At 60.4% G+C, this 23298-nt stretch carries 24 protein-coding genes and 1 riboswitch; of the genes, 7 read left to right on the top strand and 17 right to left on the bottom strand.

The genetic code is table 11. From position 1 onward, the window contains the following. Nucleotide 1 precedes the first annotated feature (1 nt). The 10 genes from rpmD to yqeB all read right to left on the bottom strand — a co-directional run bounded on the left by rpmD (nt 2) and on the right by yqeB (nt 6690). Nucleotides 2-184: a 50S ribosomal protein L30 gene (gene rpmD, locus DXD48_RS04570; protein WP_006235266.1), complete on the bottom strand. Its 183-nt coding sequence runs from the start codon at nt 182-184 to the stop codon at nt 2-4. A gap of 2 nt (nt 185-186) precedes the next feature. Continuing rightward, nucleotides 187-711: a 30S ribosomal protein S5 gene (gene rpsE / locus DXD48_RS04565; protein WP_055252236.1), complete on the bottom strand. Its 525-nt coding sequence runs from the start codon at nt 709-711 to the stop codon at nt 187-189. Between the two features lie 14 nt (nt 712-725). Then, nucleotides 726-1094, bottom strand: a complete 369-nt coding sequence (rplR, locus tag DXD48_RS04560; protein ID WP_006235264.1) for a 50S ribosomal protein L18 — start codon at nt 1092-1094, stop codon at nt 726-728. Nucleotides 1095-1169: 75 nt separating this feature from the next. Beyond that, nucleotides 1170-1706 (bottom strand): 50S ribosomal protein L6, encoded by a 537-nt coding sequence (gene rplF / locus DXD48_RS04555; RefSeq protein WP_117564182.1) that lies wholly within the window; start codon nt 1704-1706, stop codon nt 1170-1172. A gap of 33 nt (nt 1707-1739) precedes the next feature. Next, entirely contained in the window at nt 1740-2138 is a 399-nt protein-coding gene (rpsH, locus tag DXD48_RS04550; protein WP_006235262.1) for a 30S ribosomal protein S8, read from the bottom strand. A 119-nt stretch (nt 2139-2257) separates the two neighbouring features. Continuing rightward, the gene (locus DXD48_RS04545) at nt 2258-2443 is read right to left on the bottom strand and encodes a type Z 30S ribosomal protein S14 (RefSeq protein WP_022094280.1); all 186 of its coding nucleotides are present in this window, start codon (nt 2441-2443) and stop codon (nt 2258-2260) included. Nucleotides 2444-2522: 79 nt separating this feature from the next. Continuing rightward, entirely contained in the window at nt 2523-3080 is a 558-nt protein-coding gene (rplE, locus tag DXD48_RS04540; protein WP_006235260.1) for a 50S ribosomal protein L5, read from the bottom strand. Between the two features lie 321 nt (nt 3081-3401). Next, nucleotides 3402-4715, bottom strand: coding sequence for a uracil-xanthine permease family protein (locus DXD48_RS04535; RefSeq protein ID WP_158548927.1), 1314 nt, complete (start codon nt 4713-4715; stop codon nt 3402-3404). A 127-nt stretch (nt 4716-4842) separates the two neighbouring features. Then, nucleotides 4843-5886 (bottom strand): XdhC family protein, encoded by a 1044-nt coding sequence (locus DXD48_RS04530; protein WP_117564180.1) that lies wholly within the window; start codon nt 5884-5886, stop codon nt 4843-4845. Nucleotides 5887-5895: 9 nt separating this feature from the next. Then, nucleotides 5896-6690: a selenium-dependent molybdenum cofactor biosynthesis protein YqeB gene (yqeB, locus tag DXD48_RS04525; protein ID WP_117564179.1), complete on the bottom strand. Its 795-nt coding sequence runs from the start codon at nt 6688-6690 to the stop codon at nt 5896-5898. A gap of 101 nt (nt 6691-6791) precedes the next feature. Between yqeB and yqeC the strand changes: the two genes are divergently transcribed. Then, entirely contained in the window at nt 6792-7529 is a 738-nt protein-coding gene (yqeC, locus tag DXD48_RS04520; protein WP_117564178.1) for a selenium cofactor biosynthesis protein YqeC, read from the top strand. 45 nt (nt 7530-7574) lie between these two features. Here yqeC and hydA read toward each other — a convergent pair whose 3' ends face one another. The 5 genes from hydA to dpaL form a co-directional block, all read right to left on the bottom strand. Continuing rightward, on the bottom strand, nt 7575-8942 hold the full coding sequence (gene hydA / locus DXD48_RS04515) for a dihydropyrimidinase (RefSeq protein WP_117564177.1): 1368 nt from the start codon (nt 8940-8942) through the stop codon (nt 7575-7577). Between the two features lie 9 nt (nt 8943-8951). After that, entirely contained in the window at nt 8952-9566 is a 615-nt protein-coding gene (locus tag DXD48_RS04510) for a nucleotidyltransferase family protein (RefSeq protein ID WP_158548926.1), read from the bottom strand. A gap of 150 nt (nt 9567-9716) precedes the next feature. Continuing rightward, on the bottom strand, nt 9717-10919 hold the full coding sequence (gene ygeW / locus DXD48_RS04505) for a knotted carbamoyltransferase YgeW (protein ID WP_117564175.1): 1203 nt from the start codon (nt 10917-10919) through the stop codon (nt 9717-9719). A gap of 201 nt (nt 10920-11120) precedes the next feature. Continuing rightward, nucleotides 11121-12506, bottom strand: coding sequence for a YgeY family selenium metabolism-linked hydrolase (locus DXD48_RS04500; protein ID WP_117564174.1), 1386 nt, complete (start codon nt 12504-12506; stop codon nt 11121-11123). A gap of 237 nt (nt 12507-12743) precedes the next feature. Next, nucleotides 12744-13958, bottom strand: a complete 1215-nt coding sequence (gene dpaL, locus DXD48_RS04495; RefSeq protein ID WP_055252227.1) for a diaminopropionate ammonia-lyase — start codon at nt 13956-13958, stop codon at nt 12744-12746. Nucleotides 13959-14235: 277 nt separating this feature from the next. Here dpaL and DXD48_RS04490 point away from each other — a divergent pair, with 277 nt between their 5' ends. Both DXD48_RS04490 and DXD48_RS04485 read left to right on the top strand, forming a co-directional pair. Further along, nucleotides 14236-14889: a transcriptional regulator gene (locus tag DXD48_RS04490; RefSeq protein ID WP_117564173.1), complete on the top strand. Its 654-nt coding sequence runs from the start codon at nt 14236-14238 to the stop codon at nt 14887-14889. A 123-nt stretch (nt 14890-15012) separates the two neighbouring features. Then, on the top strand, nt 15013-15987 hold the full coding sequence (locus DXD48_RS04485) for a hypothetical protein (RefSeq protein ID WP_117564172.1): 975 nt from the start codon (nt 15013-15015) through the stop codon (nt 15985-15987). Between the two features lie 37 nt (nt 15988-16024). On the opposite strand, the gene DXD48_RS04480 is transcribed toward DXD48_RS04485, so the two are convergent. Continuing rightward, nucleotides 16025-17347 (bottom strand): ATP-binding protein, encoded by a 1323-nt coding sequence (locus tag DXD48_RS04480; RefSeq protein WP_117564171.1) that lies wholly within the window; start codon nt 17345-17347, stop codon nt 16025-16027. Between the two features lie 269 nt (nt 17348-17616). After that, nucleotides 17617-17707, top strand: a riboswitch (SAM riboswitch). An 8-nt stretch (nt 17708-17715) separates the two neighbouring features. Between DXD48_RS04480 and DXD48_RS04475 the strand changes: the two genes are divergently transcribed. The 4 genes from DXD48_RS04475 to DXD48_RS04460 all read left to right on the top strand — a co-directional run bounded on the left by DXD48_RS04475 (nt 17716) and on the right by DXD48_RS04460 (nt 19976). Continuing rightward, a complete protein-coding gene (locus tag DXD48_RS04475; RefSeq protein ID WP_117564170.1) occupies nt 17716-18138 on the top strand; it encodes a hypothetical protein in 423 nt (140 codons plus the stop codon). Nucleotides 18139-18710: 572 nt separating this feature from the next. Next, nucleotides 18711-19166 (top strand): helix-turn-helix transcriptional regulator, encoded by a 456-nt coding sequence (locus DXD48_RS04470; RefSeq protein WP_117564169.1) that lies wholly within the window; start codon nt 18711-18713, stop codon nt 19164-19166. A gap of 57 nt (nt 19167-19223) precedes the next feature. Then, a complete protein-coding gene (locus DXD48_RS04465) occupies nt 19224-19706 on the top strand; it encodes a hypothetical protein (RefSeq protein ID WP_117635331.1) in 483 nt (160 codons plus the stop codon). A 51-nt stretch (nt 19707-19757) separates the two neighbouring features. Next, nucleotides 19758-19976 (top strand): hypothetical protein, encoded by a 219-nt coding sequence (locus tag DXD48_RS04460; RefSeq protein WP_117564167.1) that lies wholly within the window; start codon nt 19758-19760, stop codon nt 19974-19976. Between the two features lie 537 nt (nt 19977-20513). On the opposite strand, the gene xdh is transcribed toward DXD48_RS04460, so the two are convergent. Further along, nucleotides 20514-23291: a selenium-dependent xanthine dehydrogenase gene (xdh, locus tag DXD48_RS04455; protein ID WP_117564166.1), complete on the bottom strand. Its 2778-nt coding sequence runs from the start codon at nt 23289-23291 to the stop codon at nt 20514-20516. Nucleotides 23292-23298: the final 7 nt, after the last annotated feature.

Here is a 23298-nt window from a genome sequence, read left to right as displayed (position 1 = left end):
GCTACTCCTCTACAATCTCGACAAGGTGCTTGACCTTGAAGATCATGCCGCGGACGGACTCGTTGTCAGCAATCTCGCGAACCTCGCGGATCCTGTGGAGACCGAGGGCACGGACAGTACGGACCTGGTCCTGCTTGCAACCGTTGGTGCTGCGGACCTGCTTGATCTTGATGGTGTCAGCCATGCTTAGTTCTCCTTACCGACGAACATCTCGGAGACCGTCAGGCCACGGCGAGCCGCGACGTCCTCAGGGCTGGAGAGCTCCTTGAGGCCCTCGACGGCAGCCTTGATGATGTTGAGGCCGTTGTCGGTACCGAGGGACTTGGACAGGACGTTCTTGATGCCAGCAAGCTCGAAGAGGGGACGCACAGCGCCGCCGGCGATAACGCCGGTACCCTCGACAGCGGGCTTGATGATGATGCGGCCGGCACCAAAGTGGCCGAGAACCTCGTGCGGGATGGTGCCCTGCTCGGTCACCGGCACGTGGAACATGTTCTTCTTGGCATCGAGAGACGCCTTGGAGATGGCCAGGGGCACCTCAGCGGACTTGCCCATGCCAACGCCGACGTTGCCCTTGCCGTCGCCAACGACGACGAGAGCGACGAGGCTCATGCGACGACCACCCTTGACGGTCTTCGACACGCGGTTGATGTAAACGACGCGCTCCTCGAACTCGGAGGCCTCGCGCTGCTGCTTCTGATTACGAGCCATGTGCTACATACCTCCTAGAACTCGAGACCGGCGGCACGAGCACCGTCGGCGAGGGCCTTGACGCGGCCATGGTAGATACGGCCACCACGATCGAAGGCGACCTTGGTGATGCCGGCCTCGATGGCGCGCTTGCCAACGAGCTGACCGACCTTCTCCGCAGCCTCCTTGTTCGAGGTGTGGGTGCCCTTGAACTCGGCCTCGAGGGTCGAGGCAGAGACGAGCGTCAGGCTGGAGCCCTTGCTGTCGTCGATGATCTGGGCATAGATGTTGGCGTTAGTACGGGTCACGCGAAGACGCGGACGCTCGGAGGTACCCGAGACCTTGCCGCGAACACGACGCTGACGACGCTTGAGGCCTTCCAGCTTCGCCTTATGCTTGTTCATACGTAAACTCCTAAAAAGGTTGATCTTGCCAGCACCTGACGGGGTGCTGGTCTTATGCGAGTGAGTCGGTTACGACTACTTGGCGGCCTTACCCAGCTTGCGGCGGATGTGCTCGCCAACGTAGTGGATACCCTTGCCCTTGTAAGGCTCGGGAGGACGATGGCCGCGGATCTCAGCGGCGATCTGACCGACCTGCTGCTTGTTGATACCCTTGACGTTCACGTGGGTGTTGTCGGGAACCTCGAAGGTGATGCCCTCGGGAGCCTCGACGATCACGGGGTGCGAGAAGCCCAGGGAGAACTCGAGGTTCTTGCCCTTCTGCTGCACGCGGTAACCGACGCCGGCGAGCTCGAGCTTCTTCTCGAAGCCCTCGGAAACGCCAACCACCATGTTGTGGATGAGGGCGCGGGTGAGGCCGTGGCGGGCACGGGTCTCACGCTCGTCGTCGGGACGGGAAACGGTGAGGACGTTGTCCTCGATGTTGATAGCGAGCTTCTCAAAGACATCGAGCTCGAGCTGGCCCTTGGGGCCCTTGACGACAACGTTGTTGCCGTTGACTGCCACTTCGACTCCGGCGGGAATCTGGACAGGCTTATTACCGATACGAGACACGGTGATCTCCTTTCCTTCTACCTACCGAGCGAATTACCAGACGTAAGCGATGATCTCGCCGCCGACGTTGTGCTTGCGAGCATCGCGGTCGGTCATAACGCCATGGCTGGTGGAAATAATGGCGGTACCAAGGCCACCGCGGACGCGGGGCATGTCGGCAACGCCGGTGTACTTACGCAGGCCCGGCTTGGAAATGCGGCGGATGCCGTTGATGACCTTAGCCTTCTTGGGACCATACTTAAGCGTGATGTGCAGAGTCTTCTGGGGAACGGTGTCCTCGACATCGTAGCCCTCGATGTAGCCCTCCTCGTGCAGAACACGAGCGATCTCGACGAGCTTCTTGCTGCTCGGCATGGAGACCGTGGCCTTGTTCACAGAGTTAGCGTTACGGATGCGCGTAAGCATATCTGCGATCGGGTCTGTAAGGTTCATACAGATTCTCCTTCGTTCTTGATGAACACGTGCTCTTGGTTCTTCGCCGCCCTTAACGGCAAAGCCTTTTTAGCGCGTTTTCCCTGTTCCAAACGGATGCTTGAAACGCTGGTAGTGACTTACCAGCTGGCCTTCTTAACGCCGGGAAGCTCGCCCTTGAGTGCAAGCTCGCGGAAGCAGACACGGCACAGGCCGAACTTGCGGTACACAGAGTGCGGACGGCCGCAGCGCTGGCAGCGCGTGTACTCACGAGTAGAGAACTTCTGCTTGCGATTGCACTTGACGATCATCGATGTCTTAGCCACTTATATCCTCCTCACATAGAGTATTGTTCGCCCCAAGCGCCGCCCCCTTCTGGGAACGGCGCTCATAGGGCAGGTGAACCTATTTCTTGAACGGGAAACCGAAGGCGTCCAGAAGGGCCTTGGCCTCCTCATCGGTATTGGCGGTGGTCACGAAAGTGATGTCCATACCACGCTGGTGATCGACGGAGTCGAAGTCGATCTCGGGGAAGATGAGCTGCTCGGTGACGCCCATGGAGAAGTTACCACGGCCGTCGAAGCTCTTGGCGGAGATGCCGCGGAAGTCGCGGATACGGGGAATCGCGACGGAGGTCAGACGATCGAAGAACTCCCACATACGGTCGCCACGCAGGGTAACCTTGCAGCCGATCGGCATACCAGCGCGCAGGCGGAAGGTAGCGATGGACTTGCGGGCACGGGTGATCATCGGCTGCTGGCCGGTGATGGCGCGCAGGTCGCGCACGGCACCGTCGATGGCCTTGGAATCGGTAGCGGCCTCGCCGACACCCATGTTCACGACGATCTTCTCAAACTTGGGGATCATCATGACGTTCTCGTACTGGAACTTGTCCTGAAGCTGCTGCTTGACCTCGTTGTTGTACTTGGTCTTCAGACGCGGCACATACTTCTCTTCTGCCATTGTTCACTCCTTCTTGGGGTTTTAAGCACGGGGCGTGGCCACGATGGGTTGTCCTCGTGCCTCCTGGCTGCATCCGCGCCGCTCATGGCATTTCGCGGTTTGGACTCGACGCAGCAGGAGCCGACAAAACAATCGGTACTATACGCGCATCGGGAGCGTATTTCCAGAAAAACCTCGTCTGCCTGCACAACTCCACAACTCCCCCGCACAAATTGATCCCTAGGGCACGGAGGAAAACAGCAGTTGCGGTGAGATAGGGACTGTTTGATGGCTTAAAAGGCTTAAACAGTCCCTATTCCACCGCAACTCATATATGGGGCGTTATTTTTGGCGCGGGAGGACCAGGTTGAGGATCACAGCAACGAGCGCGGCGACGGCAATGGAGGATCCGCCAAAAACGGTGCCAACCCATGCGGGGAATCCAGCGCCGGCAAGCGCGCCGGCCGTGCGCTCAATGCCCGTGCCAAAGGCGATAGAGAGACCCATGAGCGTGGTATCGCGCTGAGACAGGCCGTGGCGGGCAAACATGACCACACCGTTCATACCGATGGTCGCGAACACGCCAATCGTGGCGCCACCGATGACCGGCTGCGGAATAGACGTGAGCACCGCCGCACACTTGGGCAGCAGGCCCGCGATGAGCAGGATGGCAGCCGCAAGCGTAAAGACCATGCGGTTGACGACCTTGTTCTCGGCGATAATGCCCACATTCTGGCCAAAGGTTGCCGTGGGGACGCCGCCAAAAAAGCCTGACAGCATACCGACCAGGCCGTTGGCGATCAGGCCACCCGAGATCTGGCTATCGGTCGCAGGGGTATCGAGCGCAGCGGACGACACGGCGGCAAACTCGCCCATGACCTGTACTGCGTTGACAATGGCGACAACGCCCACAACGGCGCACGCGGCCGGGTCGAACACCAGGCGATGGGCGCCCAGGGCCGGCGGGGCGAACCAGCTGGCGGTCGCGATGGCCGAGAAATCGACCATGCCCAACACCGCAGCCAAAACAAAGCCCGCGCAGATACCAGCCAGGATGCTGCCCAGCCTAAGCGCGCCCTTGCCGTAGTTGCCAGCCATAAAGGTGACGACGAACGTCACAAGTGCGACGGCCCAGTTGGTGACACTGCCAAAATCGGCCGCGCCCTCCCCGCCCGCCATGGAGGCAACTGCCACTGGGCATAGCGACAGGCCAATGACAAAGATGACGGTGCCAAGCACCGGGGCCGGAAATAGAAAACTCACGCGCCTAAACAGTAGGCCGAAGAGCGCGACGAGCGCGCCGCCGATTACCTGGGCGCCCAGTACGGCCTCAAAACCAAGCTCAAGACCGACTGCCTTGAGCGCCGGCACGAAGGTAAAGCTCGCACCCATCACAATGGGCAGGCCCGAACCGACGACACCTTTTATGGGAAACTGTTGAAGGAAAATGTCAAGCGCCGAGAGGACGAGCGACGCCTGGATGACGGCGGCCTCCTCCTGAGGGGTAAAGCCACAGACCGACGCGATAATGATGGCGGGCGTGACGATACCCGCGAATGCCGCCAGCACATGCTGCAGTGCATGGGGTAATACCTGCACAAACGAAACTTTTCCCGTACGCTCGAACAGGGCATCCCCTGCTGCCGACTCTGCCATTTGCGCCTCCCATACCCTAGGCAGCGGCCCCATGCCGCTCAACGGTCGGACATTATAGGGCATATGGCACAGGTAGCATTTTGACCCGCATGCGGCAGAGGGCTGGGGCAGCTCATTTGGGATGCGACTAGCGCTTGCGGGGGACGAGTTTGGTGCGACGCAGGTGGATCATCTCGGCGGCGATGGAGATGGCGATCTCCTCGGGGTCCTCGGCCTCGATGGCGACACCAATCGGCAGGTGCAGCTCGTCGATCTGCTCCTGCGTAAAGCCCTCCTGCTCCAGGCGGGCGCGCACAAAGGCGGTCTTGCGGCGCGAGCCCAAGCAGCCCAGATAGGCGGGTTTGGCGCGCATGGCCTGAATCACCACATCGATATCGGACTTGTGACCCGCCGTGGCGACGACCACCAGGTCGCGCGGGCCGATGGGGCACTGCTTGCTCAGGCTCTTGTAGTCGACCAGACGACGGTCGTAGACACCGGGCACCCAATCGGGGGTCAGCGTGCCGGGGCGGTCGTCGCAAGCCACGACGGCAAAGCCCGCCGCCGTGAGCACGCGAGCCGTCGCAGCGCCCACGTGGCCGCAGCCAAAGATATAGGTCAGGCCCTCGGGGCAGAGCGTCTCGATGTGCGCCGTGGGAATCTCGGAGGCGGCGTTGGTGTAGGTGACCTTACTCCCCTCCTCCACCAGCGAAAGCCCGGGGCAGCCCGCAATGGTGCGGCGCGATTCCTCGCCATGGTACTCGGCCACATCGCCCTCGAGCACGCTCGCGATAAACGGCTCAAAGTCGATGACGAAGTCGCCGATGCGCCGATAGGCCAAGATGTCGGCAACCGACTGGAACAACGGCGCCTGCGATACATCCAGGCGCAGATAGCACAGGCAGATGGCTCCGCCGCAGATCATGCCGGTATCGGAGTTCTCACCGCCCATGGTGTAGCGGACCAGACGCGATTGACCTGCGGCCAGCAGCTCGCGCGCCTCGTCCAGCGCAAAGAGCTCAATCTTGCCGCCGCCGATGGTGCCCGCTTGGCTGCCATCGGCAAAGACGGCCATCCAGGCGCCCACGCCGCGCGGCGATGACCCTGCCGTGCCGGCCACGACCACGAGCTCGCACGTCTCGCCAGCACGCAGGGCGGCAAGCGCCGCATTCACCACATCGAGCTTTTCCATTGCCGCCTTCTATCCTCTAAAGACATCGGTGAGCATAGCGAGTGCCTCGAGCACGCCGCCGCCGACCGACGTCGCCTTGTCCGAAATATAGTTGATATAGCTGGCATCGCCGCGCGGATCGACGTCGGCGCATTTAAAGCCCTCAGTCACCCGCACGCCGTTCGCCAAAAGCCCGCGCAGACAGCCATCGATCTGCGTGCACATGGGTGTATCTCCCGCGTAGCCAATCACGTCTCCGGCGCTCACGATGTCGCCGATTGCGCGGTCGGACCGAAACACGCCGGCGGCGGGGCTGTGGATAACTCGTTCCTTGCCGTAGCCGGCGATGACGCCCGGCACGCCCGTGTTGGGCTGGGGCGAACCTTGGGTAATGACGCGGCCCAAAAAATGCCCGCGCATGGTTTCGACCGCTGCGTCGCAGTCAACCGGCGCGGTGAAGCCCGGTCCCACGGCGATGACGGCAGGCGCCATATCGCGCGTGGTGCCCAAGTTGCGCTTAGCCAAAATCGCGTCGACCACAGCCGTGGGTTTAAGCTCATCGAGCATCTTGGCCTGAGGGTCTACCACGACGGCGACGTCTCCAGCCTCGGCAATCGCAAGCGCCTCAGCCGGCGTCTGTGCCAAGCGAGCGCGAATGCCCTCGACCTCGACCTCGCCCAGGCGAATGGCCTCGCAAAAACTGATTGTGCGGCGGATGCACGTGGGAACCGCGATATCGGCCATAACGACCGACACGCCGGAGCGTACCAAGCGAGCGGCGACGCCCGTGGCGATATCGCCAGCGCCGCGAACATAAACGAGCATTCCCGGGACACCTCCCTGTGCTACGGTTTGAGCAGAGCAAAGCGGTTCGACCGCTACTCTGATGATTTTTTATTATCACAGTATTATACGGCGGTGAACAGATGAAAACGACGAGCGGAAACCTTGCCTCCGCGCTCAAGATCGAGCCGGGCATTACCGCGATTGTCGGCAGCGGCGGCAAGTCGACGCTGCTAAAGACGCTCGGCCTTGAGCTTATGCGCGCTGGCGGCCGCGTGCTCCTCTGCACCACCACGCACATGTTTCCCGTCGCCGGCGTGCCATGGGACGGGTCGAGCCGTCGCCTGGACGCCGCGCCTTGGAAGCCGGGGACCCTGCATGCCCCCGGCTGCACCTGCGAGGCCTGCGCGGGCCTTGTGCGCGGAAGCATCTGCCAGGCAGGCGTCTTGGACCCGGAGACAGGCAAGCTCTCCGCCCCCGCTGAGCCGCTCGACCAGCTGGCGCAGCGCTTTGACTATGTGTTGGCCGAGGCAGATGGCAGCAAGCGACTCCCGCTCAAGGCGCATGCCGCCTGGGAGCCGGTAATTCCCGCCGCCACGGCAAACGTTGTCTGGGTCGTCGGCGCCTCAGGGCTGGGCAAGCCCGTCGCCAAGGTTGTCCACCGCCCCGAGCTCTTCTGCGAGCGCTGCGGCTGCGAGCCCACCGACGCTGCCACCCCAGAGCGCGTCGCCATGGTGCTCAATGCCGAGCTGCAGATGCTGAACCTCGACAATGCCCGCATCATGCTCAACCAAGTCGACACGCTCAGCGACCCCACGATGGCCGACCGCTTCGAGACAGCTCTCGACCGCCCCATCGTCGCCACCAGCCTCCAGGGGTAGCTAATTTGGGACGGGGCTCTTTTAGCTACCCCGGCGCCCTTTCTGCTAGCGGGGGACGTAGCGGCCGGGCTGGGCTCCGGTGGGCTCGCCGTCGCGCGCAGCCAGTACGCCGTTCACAAACACGGCCTTGGCGCGGCCGTGCGCCTCAAAGCCCTCGAGCGGCGTGTAGTCCACAGCCTGATGCTGCGTCGCCGCGCGAATGGTCCAGCGCGCCTTGGGATCCCACACGCACACGTCGGCATCGGAGCCCTCGGCAAGACAGCCCTTGCGCGGATACATGCCAAAGACGCGCGCCGGGTTCTCGCTCATCAGGCGGCACAGATCCTCGGGGCCCAGCTGTCCCTCAAAGCTCGTGGCGATCGCGACGGGGCGATGCTCCACACCGGGTCCGCCGTTGGGAATCGCGCGGAAGTCGTCGCGCCCGCGATCCTTTTGCCCGTGCAGGTTAAAGCTGCAGTGGTCGGTCGCAATCGTATCGATCTCGCCGGCCACAAGCGCCTCGCGCAGTGCCGCACGATCACCCGCATGGCGCAGCGGCGGGCTCATCACATACTTGGCGCCCGCAAAGCCGTCCTCGCCCTGCTCCAAGTAGCACGTATCGTCGAGCATCAGATACTGAGGGCAGGTCTCGACATAGATATTCTTCTGCCCGCGCGCCTTGGCGGCACGGATGGTCTCGAGCCCCAGCTTGGTCGAAAGGTGCACCACGTTGACCGGTGCGTCGCCGGCCAGATGCGCCAGATACAGCAGACGGCTCACGGCCTCGGCCTCGCACACATCCGGACGGCTGAGAGCATGTCCCTCGGGCCCGTGGATACCCTGCTCAAACACGCGCTTCTGCAGCTCGTTCACCAGCGTGCCGTTCTCGCAATGCACGCACAGGATACCGCCCACGCGCTTGAGCTCCTCCAGCACCTCGAGCGTCTCGGCATCGTCCAAGCGCAAATGATCGTAGGCAAAGTAGGTCTTGAACGACGATACGCCCGCCTCGCGCATGGCAGAGAGATCGGCGCGGTTGCGCTCGTTCCACTCGGCGAGCGCCATATGAAAGGCGTAGTTGGCCGTGCAGGTTCCGTCGGCGCGGCGATGCCACTCGGCCAAGGCATCGGGCATGGTCACACCGCGATCGGCCGTGGCGTAATCCACAATGGTCGTCGTGCCGCCGCAGGCAGCCGCACGTGTGCCGGTCTCAAAGCTATCGGCCGTCCAGTCCATGCCAGTCCAGCACTGCATGTGCGTGTGCCCATCGATAAAGCCTGGGAACACCCAGCAGCCCGCGGCATCCTCGACGGTATCGCCCTCGGCCGGCTCAATCGCCGCGGCGATCCGCACGATCTTATCGCCATCCATGGCAAGATCGGCGCGGCGAAGCCCCTGGGGCGTCACGAGCGCGCCGTTTTTGATGATGATCATAATTGCTCCTTATTGATTGATGCAGTTGGCCACGCGATCAAAATACGAGCAGGCGGCGATATGCTCCGTTATGCGTCGCTGTCCCTTGGCGGTATCGACGTCCCACAGCTCGTAGGCACGTGCCTCAACCAACGCAACGTCGGTGCGGCCCTTGAGAATCGACCCACCACCGTCCTTGCCCTCGAGAAGCATGAGCGAAGGGAACAGTTGCCTTGGGAAGAGCACCGGGCTCGAAGGCTCACCGTTGCACGCAAGACGCACCGGATGCCTGCGGCCACGCTCGTCAAATGCACGAACCATAGCCTCAAAAGAATCCGAACTCACGAGCGGCTGGTCACCCGGCAAAAAGAGGCAACCTTTCCAGTTGCGTTCGACTCCCCACGAAAGGCCCGCACGGACGCTTTCGCTGCGCAGCTCGCCATCGTGCAGCACGCACGGGCAATGCTTGTCATCACAAATCTGAGCGGCCTCGGGCCAACGCGTCGAAACCACGACGTCAAAGCCCCGGGGAACCGAATCAATGGTCCGGGCAATCAGCGGCTCGCCATAGATATCGGCGAGCATCTTGTTAGAGCCAAATCGCTTGCCCTCGCCCGAAGCCATAATGACGCAACCAAGTTTCATGGCGATACCTCCCCTGAAACCATCGTACCCATAACTCGCGTCGCGGGGCATCTACATCGAAAGCGCTTATCCCGCACGCCCACGATGCAAAAAGGGGCACCCCGCCGGTTGGCAGAGCGCCCCCTTTACATGGCTTACCTCAGCGCGGCTTTAGGCCTGGAACCAACGGGCGGTGTTGCGCTCGTCGAGGGCCTTGAGGGTAGCGGCGGGATCGGCAACCTTCTGCAGGAACATCATGGCTGCGATGGCGTACGGCTTGTAGCTGGCCTCCTTGTACATGCCCACGCGGTGCATGTCAAAGACGTCGGCGTTGACCTCGCCGCGCTCGCAGGAGACACCGGAGATGTCGGCGGGCAGCGGGTGCATAAAGATAGTGTCCTGGCCGTTGGCGGTCTTCTCCATGAGCTCGGTCGTGGAGCACCAGTCCTGATGGGTGGCGTTCTGAGCGAGCAGCTCCTTCTCGAGCGCTGCGATGCCGGCGTCGTCGCCCTCCGCGTACAGGTTGGTACGCTTCTCCATGGCGGCAAACGGAGCCCAGCTCTTGGGGATCACGATGTCGGCGCCCTCGAAGGCCTCGGCCATGGTGTTGACCTGCTTAAAGGTGGTGCCGGACTCGGCGGCGTAGCCCTTGGCGCGCTCGACGACCTCGGGCATGAGGTCGTAGCCCTCGGGGTGGGCCAAAGTGACGTCCATGCCAAAACGGGGCAGCAGGCTGATCAGCGACTGCGGACAGGACAGCGGCTTGCCGTAAGAGGGCGAGTAGGCCCAGGTGACGGCAACCTTCTTGCCCTTGAGGTTCTCGAGGCCGCCAAACTCGTTGATGAGGTAGAGCATGTCGGCAGAGGACTGCGTGGGGTGATCGGAGTCGGACTGCAAGGAGATGAGCGTGGGACGGTGATCCAGAACGCCGTCCTCGTAGGCCTGCTGGACAGACTCGGAGACCTCGGCCATGTAGGCGTCGCCCTTGCCGATGTACATGTCGTCGCGGATGCCGATGACGTCGGCCATGAAGGAGATCATGGTAGCGGTCTCGCGGACGGTCTCGCCGTGAGCGATCTGGGACTTCTTCTCGTCCAGGTCCTGCAGCTCGAGGCCGAGCAGGTTGGCGGCCTTAGAGAAGGAGAAGCGCGTACGGGTGGAGTTGTCGCGGAACAGGGAGACGGCCAGGCCCGAGTCGAAGATCTTGGACGAAACGTTGTTCTCACGCAGCTCGCGCAGGGCGTCGGCAACGATGTAGAGAGCCTTGAGCTCATCGGTGGTCTTATCCCAGGTGTGCAGGAAGTCGCTGCCGTACATGCCCTTAAAATCGAGGCCGTTCAGCTGCTCGACGAGCTCGGTAAACTTGGCGTCCATGTAAATATCCTTTCCATAGATGAAACGATCGCAATGAGTAGATGTGCTCCGGCATGCGCGTGTGGCTAGAACATGCAGAGCGCTATGACGAGGACCCGCTACCGTTGAGGAAGCATGGGAGATAACGACCGCGGGCCCCAAGTCAACAGGGGGTGCCGGGGACACAGGCTGTCCCCGGCTCAACAAGATCAAGGAATGGGACTAGTCGATCTTGTTGTTGGTCAGACCAGCGCGGAACACGGTAGCGTCGCCATCGGCCTGGCTCGGATCGTAGAGGTTCAGGGCAGCCACGTACATGGCAGCAGCGGTGACCAGGTCGTCCTTGTAGGTGACCTCGTTGGGAGCGTGAGCCTGAGACTCGGCACCCGGGCCAAAGCCAACGCAGGGGATGCCATAGCGGCCCTGGATGGAAACGCAGTTCGTGGAGAAGGTCCACTTGTCGCACAGCGGACGACCGGTGCGCTTGTCCATGCTGGGCTCGCAGCCGATGCGCTCGTCACCGAACATGGCCTTGTGGGCGTCGACGAGGGCCTTGACGTGCGGAGCGGTCTCCTTGTTGATCCACGTGGGGAAGTAAGCCTCGGTCTCGTAAACCTCGCCGGTCCAGGACGGACGGTCGTACATGTACATGGAGACCTTCACGTCGTCGCCGTACTTCTTGGCGGCCGGCAGGTTGCGGATCTCGTCCAGGCAGGACTCCCAGGTCTCGCCGGCGGTCATGCGACGGTCGATGGAGATGGCGCAGGAGTCAGCGACAGCGCAGCGGCTGGGGCTGGTGTAGAAGATCTGGCTGACGGTGCAGGTGCCGCGGCCCAGGAAGCGGGCGTCCTCGAAGTGCTCGGGGTTGTACTTGGGGTCGAGCATCTTGACGAGGCCCTTGATGTCGGTCGACTCGTCGCAGCCGTTGTTGTTGAGGGCGCGGACGTCGGCGATGATGTCGGCCATTTTGTAAATGGCGTTGTCGCCGCGGTCGGGAGCGGAGCCGTGGCAGGAGGTGCCGTGAACGTCGACGCGGATCTCCATGCGGCCGCGGTGACCGCGATAGATGCCGCCGTCGGTAGGCTCGGTGGAAATGACGAACTCGGGCTTAATGCCGTCCTTGTTGTAGATGTACTGCCAGCACATGCCGTCGCAGTCCTCTTCCTGGACGGTGCCGACGACCATGATCTTGTAGCCCTCGGGGATGAGGCCCATGTCCTTCATCATCTTGGCAGCGTAGGTAGCAGAAGCCATACCGCCCTCCTGGTCAGAGCCGCCGCGGCCGTAGATGATCTCGTCGGTCTCGTAGCCCTCATAGGGATCGGCATCCCAGTTCTCGATGTTGCCGATGCCGACGGTGTCGATGTGGGAGTCGATGGCGATGATCTTGTCGCCCTCGCCCATAAAGCCCATGACGTTACCCAAGCCATCGACCTTGACCTCGTCATAGCCAAGGCTCTCCATCTCGGCCTTGATGCAAGCGACAACCTCGCCCTCCTCGCAGGACTCAGAGGGGTGCGAGATCATGGCGCGCAGGAAGCGGGTCATGTCAGCGCGGTGAGACTCAGCAGCGTTTTTAATTGCCTCGAAATCGAGTTCCTTAGTCATAACAGTCAACCTTTCTACAAGGGTTTACCTACAGGTAGATATTTCAGATTGATCACTTGTGCCAAGCAGCGTGAGGTCGAGCACCCGGCAAGCAAGCAACCATAGGAGGCGGACGGAGGACTTTGCTCCGTCGCGAGTTCCGCACGAGCCGGAGAGCACTTAATGTGCTCTCCGTGCGAGCAGGACTGTCCGAGCAGGGAGTAAAGTCCTCCGGCTGCCTCCGGACAGGTCAGCCTGCTAGCAAGTCGGGTACTCGCCCTCCCAGACGATGCGACGGTACTGATCCGGATCGGTGTCGCCCTCGGTGGAGAAGCAGAGCACGGAGCTCGTCTTGTCCAGGCCGATGAGCTCCTTGAGCTCGGCGTACTCGGGGTCGAGCATGAGGGTCTCGACCAGACCGGTGGTCACTGCGCCGGACTCGCCGGAGATGACGCGCGGGTCGCCCTTCTCGGGAGCGCCCAGGGTGCGCATGCCGCGAGCGGTGACCCAGTCGGGGCAGGACACGAAGGCGGTGGTGTGGTTGCGCAGGATATCCCAGCCCAAGATGTTGGGCTCGCCGCAGCACAGGCCGGCCATGATGGAGGGCATGTCACCGTCCACGATGCGCGGATCTCCGTCGCCGGCGGCAGCGCCCTTGTACAGGCAGGCGGCCGGTGCGCACTCAACCACGACGAAGGTGGGCGGGTTATCGGGATACAGGTTGGTGAAGTAGCCCACCACGGCGCCGGCGAGCGAGCCTACGCCAGCCTGGACAAAGACGTGCGTCGGGCGGTTGATAGCCATCTCGCGCAGCTGCTCGGCAGCCTCGGAAGCCATGGTGCCGTAACCCTCCATGATCCAGGACGGGATCTTCTCGTAGCCCTCCCAGGCGGTGTCCTGAACGATGACGCCGCGCTCGCAGGCGTCGGCCTCGGCGGCGGCCATGCGCACGCACTCGTCGTAGTTGACCTCTTCGATGGTCACCGTGGCGCCCTCGGCGGCAATGTTATCGAAGCGGGGCTTGGTGGAACCCTTGGGCATGTGCACGACGGCCTTCTGGCCCAGCTTGTTGGCAGCCCATGCCACGCCGCGGCCATGGTTGCCGTCGGTGGCGGTAAAGAAGGTGGCCTGGCCAAAGTCCTTGGCAAGCTGATCGGAGGTCAGGTAATCGAAGGTGCACTCGGCAACGTCCTTGCCGGTCTCGTCGGCAATGTAGTTGGCCATGGCAAACGATCCGCCCAGGACCTTAAAGGCGTTGAGGCCAAAGCGATAGCTCTCGTCCTTAACGCACAGGTTGGACAGGCCTAGGCGCGCGGCCTGGCCATCCAGGCGGGCAAGCGGAGTGACGGTGTACTGGGGGAACGACTGGTGGAAGGCGCGGGCCTTCTTCACGTGGTCGAGGCTCATGATTCCCAAGTGCTTGTCATCGCTCTTGGGCATCGTGTTGCCCGCCCACTGGATCTTATCGGCCATACGGTGAACTCCTTAAGTTCTCTCTTGCCGGCCCCCGCATACGCGTTTCAGCCCGATCCCATTCACACGGCTGAACTTTTATGTGGATGCCAAACAAAAAGTTTGTTAGCACTGTTCTATCACACTTTTTGATTGGAAAACCTAACAAATTGTTTGTTGCCGTAATCGGTACCTTTTCGCCGCCGAACGGTCACATAACACAGCGACGCTTTCGTTATTTGCGAACAAGTGGGGTTTATGGCACAGTGAGCCCAAACTAATTTTTAGGAAGGCACCCATGACCCCCGCACAGATTGAGTTCTACAAGCGCCTTGCACACGGCCTGGCGCTCCAATTTGGCCCCAACTGCGAAGTCGTCGTCCACGACCTGGAGACCGAGGACGTGGACCGCTCCATCGTAGTGATCGAAAACGGCCACGTTAGCGGGCGCAAACTGGGTGACGGCCCCAGCCATATTGTGCTTGAATCCATGCACGAGGGCACCGCCGACGTGCACGACCGCGAGCCGTACCTCACCAAAACCGCCGATGGCAAGCTGCTCAAGTCCTCGACCATCTTTATCCGCAACGACGAGGGCAAGCCCGTCGGCATTTTGGGCATCAACTTTGACATTACGCTTATGAAGGCTTTTGAGCGTTCGCTCGACGCCTTTACCGGCACCGGCGGCACGGGCTACACCGAGCCCGAGCCCATTACCAAGAACATCGGCGACCTGCTCGAGGACCTGCTGCACGAGTGCGAGCAGTTTGTGGGCAAGCCCGCGGCGCTCATGACCAAAGACGAGCGCATTCGTGCCATTGGCTACCTCGACCGTCGCGGCGCCTTCCTCATTTCCAAGTCGAGCGAACGCGCCTGCGAGTTCTTTGGCATCTCCAAGTACAGCTTCTATAGCTACCTCAATGAGGCCAAGGCGGCAGCAGGCGACAAGTAGGCACTCGCCTGGATTGCCCCTCCCCTTTTGGGCGCGAGTTCTGGAAAGCATGAATCCAAGACCGAGCCGCTTGGAAAGTTCCATATAATCGATGTCATTAGTATTTCGGAAGGATGGAACAGAATGGCGTTGAGCAAGGCATCATGCACCGGTCGCGGATTGATTCCGGCAATTGGTGGACATGTGCACCGCATGTTCGATGAGGGTGAAGACGACCTGTTTTCGCTGAGCCTTGACGACGTGATGAATGATCGCCCGTGGACCGCCGACGAACTCATGGGCGGCGGGGCTCGTCCGTCAAGCCTCAATCCCGCACTTGCGCCTAAGCCCGCATCTGCGCCGACTCCTGCGCAGTCGCCTGTTTCGACGCCCGCACTCACTTCGGCGACCACGCCCGCTCCCCGCCCCGCAAGCGACCCGTCCGAAACGGCGGCATTTCTCGCTGCAGCGACGCAGGGCAAATCGGCCGACAGCACCGTTATGTACAGCGCCCAGCAGTTGCCTGTTCCTGCGGCACGCAAGCCTCCGGTCACAAGGCTCGATGAGCCCGTTGCCCATCAGGTTGCCTACGATTCCTGGGCTGCAACCGATCTGGATGAGACCTCTACCGGCATGCCGGCGCTCGACGTTCCAGTTAACCCGCTTTTTGCCGCCAACACGAGTGCCGCGGACTATGAGAGCGGTACGGCATTTTCCGATTATTCCGATGGCTATGCTGGCAACGGTCGCATCGAGACCGAGGATTATGGCACCGCATCGAGCGATTATCTCAACGATCCGTACGCTGCCACGCCTGCACCGGAATATGACCCGGAGGCCGCGTCCGCGCCGGTGTATACCAAAAGCACAGGCGAAGAATGCTTCGCCGATTATTACGCCGAGGAAAAGGCGCTGCGTTTCTCGGAATTTCCGCAGGCAGTCAAGGTTGCCTTTATCGCCATTGTCATTGCCCTGCTCGGTGTCATTGCGTTTGAGGGATTCCGGCTGTTCTCCGGCCCCACCCAAGCGGAGTCGGAGACCCAGCAAAAAGAGGACGATAACGAGTATCTGGACATCAACACCCTCAAGGGCGACCCCAACGACGGGGACGACGAGTAGCGAGGGCTAAGGGAGGGTCGGAAGAGTCGGCGGCACGTTACGGCTCCAAAAGCCCTGCCATAAAGATGGGCAGATACAGCACGTCACCATCGCGGTGAAGATTACATTCCGCAAGTACCAGGGCGCGATCGATTCCGTAGCCCTTCGTTGCCAGTGCGTTATCGAGCGCCGCGTGGGACTTAAAACTCTTGCCCGATTTGACCTCGATGGCGAGCACTTCCCCATCGAACGTCTCTTCCACAAAATCGAGCTCACCGACCTTTTTGGACGTAAAGTAGCGCAATCTAAATCCGTGGGCTTTGAGCTCTTGGGCAACGAAGCCCTCGAATGCCGCCCCCATATTCATGCCAAAGGGGCCTTCTGCCTCCCCATCAAAAACGCCTTGGGCGACCCTTTTGGAATACGACGACATAAGCATTCCGGTGTCCAAGTAAAACAGCTTAAACAGATTTCGTTGCTCCCCCAATAAAAGGGGTGCCACGGGCGCCGTTACGCTATACACAGGAAGCGCGACACCCGCCTCCGATAGCCAGAGGAAATGATCTGTCACCTGCGAAAAACGTTTGACACCGTTAATCGATGACAGTTTGAATCGCTTGTTTTTGGAACCGGCCTCGCTGGGAATCAGATCATAGATATCGCGAATAACCAAGCGCAGCTCGGGCGGAGCGTACTTTGCGATGTCATCGCGATACAGGGCGTGAAGATCGCGGTGGATGTTTCGAACCTCGTCGACATTGCGCGTCGCCAAGAAGGAATTGACCGCGTCGGGCATGCCTCCCACCACCACATACTGATGGAACAGATCGAGCAAGCGGTCATACAGATAGCCGGGAAGCTCCCCCTCATTCTTTAGACAGCCCCTGAGCATGTCAAACACGCTGGCACCAACGCCATTTGCCCAGCAAAACTCCTCAAAGTCGAGCGGGTACATCTGGACCTGCTCGACATACCCCACCGGCAGGGAATCGATGCCCTCGAGCTCAACGCCAAGGAGCGATCCGGTAAGGATGTATCGAAAGTCGCCGCGCTGGACCAGATATTTGATAAACGTCACCACGTTGGGGCATCGCTGCACCTCGTCGATAACCACAACGGTCTTGTTCGCAACCATCGGCTGCGTTGCAGCAATAGACATACGCATAAGCAGATCATCCGCACTTTTCGCCGCCAAAAACGAATCGCGCACGGACGCGTCGGCGATAAGGTCGAACGTCACGACATTTTCGAACGATTCATTTGCAAAGACGTTGACCAAATATGACTTTCCTACCTGTCGGGCGCCCTTGACCAAAAGAGCCTTGTTAGGCGACGAGGCAAGCCAAGATTCAAACTGTGCTTTCGCTTTTCTCTGTAGCATAAGCGCACCCCTTATTACGTGCTGTTTTAGCATTAGGATACACTTTTCCGTGGTTGCTAGATGCTCATTTCGACACTTTTTCGAGATTTTGAAGTGTGTATTACGATACTTTTCCGTACTTTTACACGGGATATTTCGACACTTTTTCGGATTTAAGCCTAACAGCAGCCGGCGAAATCAAGCGCCGTCTGCACATCATTTCGCAGGCGGCGCTTGATTTGTGTCCGCGCGCGCTGATAGACTCCATCGTGCCAGCAAGGAGCGGGCGCGTTTTATCCAGAGTCGGGGTAGAGAGTTGGCTCCACGATCCCGACGCCAACCGGCCAAGAGGCACGGTGGCCCTGCCAACATCGATGAAAGGAGTCCGTATGGACAATTTCTCCGTGCGCAGTGAGCGCAACTTCCACAACCTGGTAGCCAAGCCAAAACGAATGCATCTTCTGGACAAGCCGAACGGCTATGCCTCGGCCATGGTCAAGAGCAGCCTCTCCCACCAGATGCGCTTTACCGTGCAGGTGCTCGAGGAAGAGCTCTGCGTTGCCGGCGACCCGCACGTGCTACAGATCAAGCTGCTCGGAGACGACTCGCGCGAGTCGTCCAGCTGGAAGCTCTTTGCCGACGGCTCGTGCGTCGCAAGCGGCTCGGGTGACTTTGCCCGTGAGTGCTTCTGCGAGGGCGCCGAGGTGTTTTTGGACTTGTGTCGTGATGCCGTCGAGGCTGCCAAGCTGCACCAGTGGAGCCAGAGGGAGTATGAGCTGCTGAGTGCCGCGCGCGGGATTGCGGGGGTGTAAACAGGCGGAGCGCTCCTGAAGCCTTATTCCACACGATCGGGTGTACTCATCTGCAACTCGACTTGCTACCAGATGGTGCAATCACGTTCCACGTCGGTTAAGCCAGACCCCGGCCGGTCGTTGGCAAGTGAAACAACATCTCCCACCCATAGGCCTCTAAGACCGACCGTCCACTATAATCCAAGCGGTTAGCGTCTCCCAAAATCGCCATGGACACGTCTTCCAAGATGCCCTCTCAACTGTGCAGAAATAACAGCCGCCCATACGGTCGATGTGCTCCTTGCACGTCTCGCTGACCACGCAACGATGGAAAACAGGTTCCTGGACGGATGACCCCTGAGGGGATGCATGAAATCGGCATCGAGGCCATCGTCTGTCGAACAATACCTGCCCATACCTTTAAAACATGAGAACAAGACGCCGGCGTCGGTATCGTTTTCAATTCAGTTTAAAACTGAGGAGATTCAGGAGCCAGCCGAATAAACTAAGACTCACTTAGTAATTGCTAAATTTCTGACTGGGTATATAATATCTGACAGTAATAAGGATTCTTTACTATATGTGAGGCAGAAATGACTTCAACGGATGATGAACTAGTCAGCAGGCTCCAAGCTCACCTGTCAACCATTCGCAAGGCGGCGGGCTGGAGTGGCGAACGGCTTGCGAACGAACTAGGCATAACAAAGCAAACCGTCAGCAGCCTTGAGACGGGTAAAACGCAGATGACGAAGATGCACTATCTCGCCATCAGGGCGGTATTCAACAACGAAATCGCCGTCAGCGGAAACGAGGATCTGGCAAAAATAATTCAGCTATTCGTTGACCAACCAGTAGCACCCAAACTAGAGAAGATGCAAAATGCCCTTAAAGAAGGGGATGAGAAGGGGACACAACAAGAGGCAGCTACTAAGCAGAGCGCCATAGTTGGAGCAACCGCTCTCACCGCCGCCCTAATCCCCGCTTCATCGGCATTGATTCCGGCATTGGGCTCTCTTGCATATCAACTTGCAAAATCAATCAAGAAATGAGGTGTACAGAAATTGGAGTCGGAAAACACTGATCTGCCCGCAAAGAACAAAGGCCTCGTGTGGCTCGAGCAGCACAAAGTCCAGATTGGCATCGGTGTATTTGTGGCAATCAGTTCAATCGTTAGCATTACGATTGCCGCGAAAACGGGCCATACGCCTAAATTCAAAACTATTTGCAACGGCGCAGACAAAGGTGTTGCCACGATTGCTAAGGCAGCAGAAAAGGCCTCCTTGCCAGTGGTCAACCTTACCGGAGTCAAGAAGACTGCAACGGGACTCGGACATGACTTGCTTCTTTCGAATCAGGCAGTTAACAAGCGTCTCGTCTCCAGCGGAATGATGACAAAAGAGCCCTGGGGTTACAAGCTCACAGAAGTCGGCAAACTCTTTGGGAAAGAAACAGTCAAAGTAACGCGCGCCGGTTATACCTTCTCAAATATCGAATGGGATGAAGCGGTTGTCCCGTTTGTTTTTACTTCCGACGAACTTGCGAGCATTAACGCCAAAAAAACTCACATTGCGCAAGTCATAGCCCAGTAGTCAAATCTGATACACCGTGCGCCCCGCGTACGCAAACGAAAAGGAGACACCATGGTCATATACAGAACTCAAGAATGGAACGGATACGGAAAGCAAAACTACTACTGGAATGAATACCGCCGTGAGGGCGACACGGTTGTCAAATACAAGTGTAATAGGCGCAAGTTCTTCGATGGGGACGAAAGCAACTGGGAAGAAAGCGAGCATGAAGAAGATTCGTGGAGCATTGACGATCCCAATATGCCCGATTGGCTGAACGGCTACCTCTAATAACTATTAACTAGCAGCCCTTGAAAGCCCCACTTCCCACAGGGAACGTGGGGCTTGATATTGCCCTCCTGTCCGAAAGCACTTTCCATCTCAGCTTTCAATCTAGGCAACCACAATGGTATGGGCCATGGCCGTCAGTTCACCAATCTCAATAAACCTGTCTTTTGTAATGCGATTGACCAATGCGCCGACTCTCTGGTCGGTCGCATCGACATCACAAGCGATGCGCAGCCCGGGAGAGCCGCCAAAAGCAGCTGCTTGTCTGATGCACAAAAGCGCAGAAACCCGCATCCCGAATATGGTGGGATGCGGGCACGGACAATCGTGTGTCCCATTCCAGGCGCGGATTCTGGGATGCAATCTCCGCCGAGGGCTCCAAGGGGAAAGCGCATCCCATTCTGAGCGCCTATTCCGGGACACAGTTTCCGCTCCAAACAAAAGGCCCCGGCTCGCGATTGAACTGCGCCCCAAAGGCACAGCATATGCAGTTGATGGTGAGCGCGAACAGCCCGTCAGAAATGCCATCCGCGCTCTACCCTACCCGCGGTGACGGGCGCGGCTGTACGGCGTATCCACCATGGGCAGATCCGGACGCAGCTTGCCGTCAAATGCGCGATAGGCATTCTGTACGGCGGGCGCCGTGGGGATCGTTGCGATCTCGCCGATGCCCTTGCCGCCGTATGCCACGGGCAGTAGCTCGTCCTTCTCCACGTAGATGGCGTGGATATCCGGAATCTCGGGCGCACGGAACAGCCCGAGCGTGCCGTACCTTGCCTGGGGCACGCAGTCCTTGAGCGGCCAATCCTCGCTAAGCGCATAGCCCATACCCATGAGCACGCCGCCTTCGATCTGACCCTGGATGGAGATGGGGTTGACCACCTTGCCGGAATCGTGCGCGGCATAGACCTCGCTCACGCGGCCGTCATCATCCAGAATGACCACATGCGTGGCAAAGCCGTAGCAGATGTGGCTCTTGGGGTTGGGGACGTCGGCGCCCAGTTTGTCGGTCGGCTCCAGATACACGTAGCCAAACTCGCATCCCTCGAGCGCCTTGATGGCGGTCGCGGGGTCCTGAGGATGCATACCCTGACCAGCGACGAGCTCCTGCGCGCGCAGCTGATAGGCGCGACCGTCGTCGTACTCGATCTTGACGCCGTCGCCATGCGCGCTCACGGGAGCGGCGGGCGCAGGCTTGCCGGCCTCGATGCCAACCATGGCATCGCGCAGCAGGAAAGCGGCGCCGCGCACAGCCTCGCCGGTCACGACCGTCTGACGCGAGCCAGACGTGGTGCCGGAGTCGGGAGCGTTCTCGGTAGAGCACTCGCCGTTGGCGATGCAGCTCAGCGGCAGACCGCAGGCCTCGGCAACGTCCTGCAAAAAGACGGTGTTGCAGCCCTGGCCGATGTCGGACGTGGCGGCATAGACCACGGCCACGCCATCCTCGACGCGAATCTTGCAGCGGCCGGCATCGGGCAGGCCCACGCCCACGCCGGCGTTCTTCATGGCGCAGGCGATACCGGCGTGTCCGGGATGCGCATAGTAGGCATCCTTGACCTCGAGCAGCGTCTCCTTAAGCGCCGTGGAGCAATCGGCAATCTGGCCGTTGGGCAAAACCTCGCCCGGCTCGATGGCGTTTCTGTAACGAATCTCCCACGGGTCCAGGCCGACCTTCTCTGCCAGCAAGTCGATCAAGCTCTCGAGCGCAAACTCGGACTGGCAAACGCCAAAGCCGCGGTACGCGCCGGCGGGCGGGTTGTTGGTGTAGTAGCCAAAGCCGCGAATGTCGGTGTTCTGGTACTTGTAGGGGCCGACGGCATGCGTGCAGGCGCGCTCGAGCACCGGGCCGCACAGCGACGCGTAGGCGCCGGTGTCAAAGTTGATCTCGCAGTCCAGGCCGGTAAAGTTGCCCTCGGCGTCGCAGCCCAGCGTAAAGGTGCCGTCCATGGCGTGGCGCTTGGGATGGAAAGCGAGCGACTCGGCACGTGTGAGCTTGCACTTCACAGGACGCTGGAACTTATAGGCGGCGAGCGCGGCCAAGTGCTGGATGGACACGTCCTCCTTGCCGCCAAAGCCGCCACCCACGAGCATGGTCTCGACGACCACGCGCTCGGGCTCGTTGTCCCAGCCAAACATGTGGGCGCACTCTTTGCGTGTGTCGTAGGCACCCTGGTCGGTCGACTGCACCTTGACGCCGTTCTTGTACGGGAAGGCAACGGCGCACTCGGGCTCCAAGAAGGCATGCTCGGTAAAGGGCGTGGTAAAGCGCTGCGTCACGGTGAACGCGCTCTCTGCCAGCGCCTTGGCGGCGTCGCCGCGCGTCACATGGCGGCTCTGGCACACGTTGTCCTTGAGCTCCACCGTGTTGCCAAAGGCAAAGAAGCTGTCGTGCAGACGCGGGGCGTCGGCAGCCCTGGCCTCGACAATGTTGCGCACGGGCTTCAGCGGCTCGTAATCGATCTTTACGAGCTTCTTGGCCTTCTCGAGCGTCGCCTCGTCCTCGGCAACCACCAGCACGATGGCGTCACCCACGCAGCGGGTGATATCGCCCTGGGCGATCATGACGTCCCAGTCCTGGATAAGGTGGCCGACCTGGTTGACCGGCACGTCCTCGGCGCGCAGGATCCCCACCACGCCGGGCAGGGCCTCGGCCTTGGAGGTATCGATGGAGAGCACGCGGGCGCGCGGATACTTGGAGCGCACGGCGCTGGCGTAGGTCAGACCCGGCTGATCGAGCTCGTCGATGTCATCGGGATACTTGCCCTCGCCGAGCACCTTCTTGCGCACGTCGATACGGAAGGCGCGCTTGCCCACGCCGTAGTCGTCGCCGCGCTCCAGGTCCTCGTCGATCTGCTTTTCGCCGCGGAGCACCGCAGCTGCCAGCGAAATGCCCTCGATGATCTTCTTGTAGCCGGTGCAGCGGCAGACGTTACCGCGGATGGCGTACTTGATCTGCTCCTCGGTGGGCTCGGGATCCTCGGCTATGAGCGCGGCACCCGCCATGACCATGCCGGGGATGCAAAAACCGCACTGCACGGCACCCACGGCGCCAAAGGCGTACACAAAGGCCTCGCGCACGTCCTCGGGCAGGCCCTCGACGGTCACGATGTTGCGGCCGGCGGCAAGGGCGGTGGTCAGCACGCACGCCTTGACGGCCGCGCCGTCTACATGGATGGTGCAGGTACCGCAGGCACCCTCGGAGCAGCCGTCCTTAGCGGAATGGATGTGCAGGTCGTCGCGCAAGTAGCGGAGCAGCGGCTTGTTCTGAGTCGTCGTGCGCTCGACGCCGTTAACGGTAAAAGTGAATTCCTGTGCCATGGTGATT

The sequence above is a fragment of the Collinsella sp. TM05-37 genome (genome assembly GCF_003436455.1).
In the GTDB taxonomy this organism is placed as follows: domain Bacteria; phylum Actinomycetota; class Coriobacteriia; order Coriobacteriales; family Coriobacteriaceae; genus Collinsella.
The sequence above is the reverse complement of the archived record's forward strand: the minus strand, read 5'-3'. Positions and strand labels throughout refer to the sequence as shown.

What these genes read in the sequence shown, in the direction of transcription:
- rpmD (WP_006235266.1), bottom strand. Translation starts at nt 184, where the DNA reads ATGGCTGACACCATCAAGATCAAGCAGGTCCGCAGCACCAACGGTTGC.
- rpsE (WP_055252236.1), bottom strand. Translation starts at nt 711, where the DNA reads ATGGCTCGTAATCAGAAGCAGCAGCGCGAGGCCTCCGAGTTCGAGGAG.
- rplR (WP_006235264.1), bottom strand. Translation starts at nt 1,094, where the DNA reads ATGAACAAGCATAAGGCGAAGCTGGAAGGCCTCAAGCGTCGTCAGCGT.
- rpsH (WP_006235262.1), bottom strand. Translation starts at nt 2,138, where the DNA reads ATGAACCTTACAGACCCGATCGCAGATATGCTTACGCGCATCCGTAAC.
- rplE (WP_006235260.1), bottom strand. Translation starts at nt 3,080, where the DNA reads ATGGCAGAAGAGAAGTATGTGCCGCGTCTGAAGACCAAGTACAACAAC.
- DXD48_RS04535 (WP_158548927.1), bottom strand. Translation starts at nt 4,715, where the DNA reads ATGGCAGAGTCGGCAGCAGGGGATGCCCTGTTCGAGCGTACGGGAAAA.
- DXD48_RS04530 (WP_117564180.1), bottom strand. Translation starts at nt 5,886, where the DNA reads ATGGAAAAGCTCGATGTGGTGAATGCGGCGCTTGCCGCCCTGCGTGCT.
- yqeB (WP_117564179.1), bottom strand. Translation starts at nt 6,690, where the DNA reads ATGCTCGTTTATGTTCGCGGCGCTGGCGATATCGCCACGGGCGTCGCC.
- yqeC (WP_117564178.1), top strand. Translation starts at nt 6,792, where the DNA reads ATGAAAACGACGAGCGGAAACCTTGCCTCCGCGCTCAAGATCGAGCCG.
- hydA (WP_117564177.1), bottom strand. Translation starts at nt 8,942, where the DNA reads ATGATCATCATCAAAAACGGCGCGCTCGTGACGCCCCAGGGGCTTCGC.
- DXD48_RS04510 (WP_158548926.1), bottom strand. Translation starts at nt 9,566, where the DNA reads ATGAAACTTGGTTGCGTCATTATGGCTTCGGGCGAGGGCAAGCGATTT.
- ygeW (WP_117564175.1), bottom strand. Translation starts at nt 10,919, where the DNA reads ATGGACGCCAAGTTTACCGAGCTCGTCGAGCAGCTGAACGGCCTCGAT.
- DXD48_RS04500 (WP_117564174.1), bottom strand. Translation starts at nt 12,506, where the DNA reads ATGACTAAGGAACTCGATTTCGAGGCAATTAAAAACGCTGCTGAGTCT.
- dpaL (WP_055252227.1), bottom strand. Translation starts at nt 13,958, where the DNA reads ATGGCCGATAAGATCCAGTGGGCGGGCAACACGATGCCCAAGAGCGAT.
- DXD48_RS04490 (WP_117564173.1), top strand. Translation starts at nt 14,236, where the DNA reads ATGACCCCCGCACAGATTGAGTTCTACAAGCGCCTTGCACACGGCCTG.
- DXD48_RS04485 (WP_117564172.1), top strand. Translation starts at nt 15,013, where the DNA reads ATGGCGTTGAGCAAGGCATCATGCACCGGTCGCGGATTGATTCCGGCA.
- DXD48_RS04480 (WP_117564171.1), bottom strand. Translation starts at nt 17,347, where the DNA reads ATGCTACAGAGAAAAGCGAAAGCACAGTTTGAATCTTGGCTTGCCTCG.
- DXD48_RS04475 (WP_117564170.1), top strand. Translation starts at nt 17,716, where the DNA reads ATGGACAATTTCTCCGTGCGCAGTGAGCGCAACTTCCACAACCTGGTA.
- DXD48_RS04470 (WP_117564169.1), top strand. Translation starts at nt 18,711, where the DNA reads ATGACTTCAACGGATGATGAACTAGTCAGCAGGCTCCAAGCTCACCTG.
- DXD48_RS04460 (WP_117564167.1), top strand. Translation starts at nt 19,758, where the DNA reads ATGGTCATATACAGAACTCAAGAATGGAACGGATACGGAAAGCAAAAC.
- xdh (WP_117564166.1), bottom strand. Translation starts at nt 23,291, where the DNA reads ATGGCACAGGAATTCACTTTTACCGTTAACGGCGTCGAGCGCACGACG.